This is a genomic window from Albidovulum sp., assembly GCF_049646345.1.
Taxonomy (GTDB): Bacteria; Pseudomonadota; Alphaproteobacteria; order Rhodobacterales; family Rhodobacteraceae; genus Albidovulum.
Genome location: NZ_JBARVQ010000594.1, coordinates 1 through 2323, shown reverse-complemented (window position 1 = coordinate 2323; position 2323 = coordinate 1). Strand labels below are relative to the sequence as shown.

The following is a 2323-nucleotide window of genomic DNA, read 5'->3' as shown; positions in this document are numbered from 1 at the left end:
CGCCATATCGTGCTGCGCGAGATCGGCGGGCCGGGGCAGAAGAAGCTGAAACAGGCGAAGGTTCTGGTCGTCGGCGCGGGGGGGCTGGGGTCGCCTGCGCTGCAATATCTGGCCGCTGCCGGCGTCGGCACGATTGGCGTGATCGACGATGACACGGTCGACAATTCCAACCTGCAGCGCCAGATCATCCATACCGATACCCGCATCGGCATGCCCAAGGTGTTCTCTGCCGAAGCCGCGATGAAGGCGCAGAACCCCCATATCGAGATTCGTCCCTACAACCGGCGCCTGACGGAAGCGGAAGCCGATGCGTTGTTTGCGGAGTATGACCTGATCCTTGACGGCAGCGACAATTTCGACACCCGCTACCTGGTCAACCGCAGCGCCGTCGCGACGGGCAAGCCGCTGATATCCGGGGCCCTTTCGCAGTGGGAGGGCCAGATCAGCCTGTTCGACCCGGCGCGGGGCGCCCCCTGTTACCAGTGCATTTTCCCACAGGCACCGGCCCCCGGGCTGGCGCCGTCCTGCGCGGTGGCGGGTGTGCTTGGCCCCTTGCCGGGTGTCATCGGCGCGATGATGGCGGTTGAGGCCATCAAGGAAATCACCGGTGCGGGCGAAGGCCTGCGCGGTCGTATGCTGATCTATGACGCGCTTTATGGCGAGACGCGGCAAATTGCGCTAAAGCGGGATGCAACCTGCCCGGTTTGCGGCGGCAGGCACGACATGAAACCCGGCTGAGGACGAAAACGGGAGACCGGCATGAGCTTTGAAGACGCAATCGCCCTGCAGCCGCAGTGGGTCCGATACTGGTTGAGTTGGTTGCTGATCGCGGTCTTGATCCTGCCGCTGTTCCTGTTGCGCTGGCGCAAGAGCATGCTGGCCGGGCTCGCAACGGTTTTGGCCACCGGCGCTTCCGGTTTCGCCCAGAACTGGCTTTACGACCAGATGGGCTATGTGAAGCTGTTGGGGCTGGCTCATATCGTGTTCTGGACGCCGCTGGCCTTTTACCTGGTGTCGCAGTTGCGCCGCCATGACCTGCCGATCTGGCCGCGCCGGATCATCGTCGTCGTGCTGGGGACGATCCTGATCTCGCTGGCCTTCGACTACGCCGATGTGCTGCGCTACATTCTGGGCGAAAGAACGCCGGTTCCGGGAACGGTCTGAGGGCCGCCCTGATTTACCGGCAGGTCGGGTTTACGTCCCGCGCAAGCCCCGCTAGTCTATGCGCGAAGAGAGCACCCGCGACGAAGCGGCCTCTGAAACCCATCCCCAACAGCGAAAGAGATTCAATGACCCAGGTCAAGACTGGCGACACCGTGCGCATTCACTACACCGGAATCCTTGATGACGGGACCCGGTTCGACAGTTCCGAAGGCCGCGATCCTCTGCAGTTCGAGGTTGGCTCCGGCCAGATCATCCCCGGTCTGGACGAAGCCCTGCCCGGCATGGTGGTTGGCGACAAGAAGACGGTGAACGTGCCCGCCGAGGCCGCCTATGGCCCGGTCGATCCGAATGCCCGTCAGGAGGTGCCGCGAGAGCAGATCCCTGCGGATATCCCGCTGGATCCCGGCACCCAGCTGCAGATGCGCACGCCAGACGGGCGCGCGATGCCGGTTACGGTGGCCGAGGTCACCGAGACCGTCGTCACGCTGGACGCGAACCATCCGCTGGCCGGCAAGGACCTGACCTTCGATATCGAGCTGGTCTCGGTTGGCTGAACCGGATCGGGGCCGCGCCCGCGGCCCCGGCCTTGCCGCAGTACTTGGAAACTCAGCAGCACGCTGACCGGCACCACGACAAGGCCGAAGCCGGTGTCATGGGTTTGTTCGGACACACCAAGCGAGAGGCCGCGCACAATCCAGCCTTTGATTTCTGCAAAATCCGCCATCGCCGCGGCGGCGCGCCCATCAGAGGCGGTGATCGATCGTCGGCCCGGCATTTCGGCTGGATGACTGAACGGCCGCTCTTGTCACCTCCCCCTCTCGCACCCTAATCTGGAGCGAAACCAACGGGAGCCTGACATGAAACTGCTTGCCACTGCCGCGGCGCTTGCCGCCGCCACTTTTGCAACCTTTGCCACTGCCGCCGATCTGCCCGACCTCGACGGGCAGGAAGTGACCGTTGTGACCGAGAACGCCTATCCGCCGCTTCAATTCATCGACGGCTCCGGCACTGCCGTGGGCTGGGAATACGATGCGATGACCGAAATCGCCAAGCGACTGAACATCACGGTCACTTACGAGAACATCAGCTTGGACGCGATGATCCCCGCCGTTTCCGAGGGTCAGTTCGACATGGGCATGACCGGTATCACGATCCGCGA

4 protein-coding genes are annotated in these 2323 nt (G+C 63.6%); all 4 read left to right on the top strand.

Annotation, left to right across the window (positions count from 1 at the left end; translation table 11 throughout):
- The coding region (locus WBB85_RS15490) for a HesA/MoeB/ThiF family protein (RefSeq protein WP_432639501.1) at positions 1 to 738 on the top strand (738 nt) is incomplete at its 5' end.
- Positions 739 to 759: 21 nt separating this feature from the next.
- Complete coding sequence (locus WBB85_RS15485; RefSeq protein WP_432639500.1) at positions 760 to 1164, top strand: hypothetical protein; 405 nt, start codon at positions 760 to 762, stop codon at positions 1162 to 1164.
- A gap of 125 nt (positions 1165 to 1289) precedes the next feature.
- Complete coding sequence (locus WBB85_RS15480; protein ID WP_432639499.1) at positions 1290 to 1718, top strand: FKBP-type peptidyl-prolyl cis-trans isomerase; 429 nt, start codon at positions 1290 to 1292, stop codon at positions 1716 to 1718.
- Positions 1719 to 2021: 303 nt separating this feature from the next.
- The coding region (locus WBB85_RS15475) for a transporter substrate-binding domain-containing protein (protein WP_432639498.1) at positions 2022 to 2323 on the top strand (302 nt) is incomplete at its 3' end.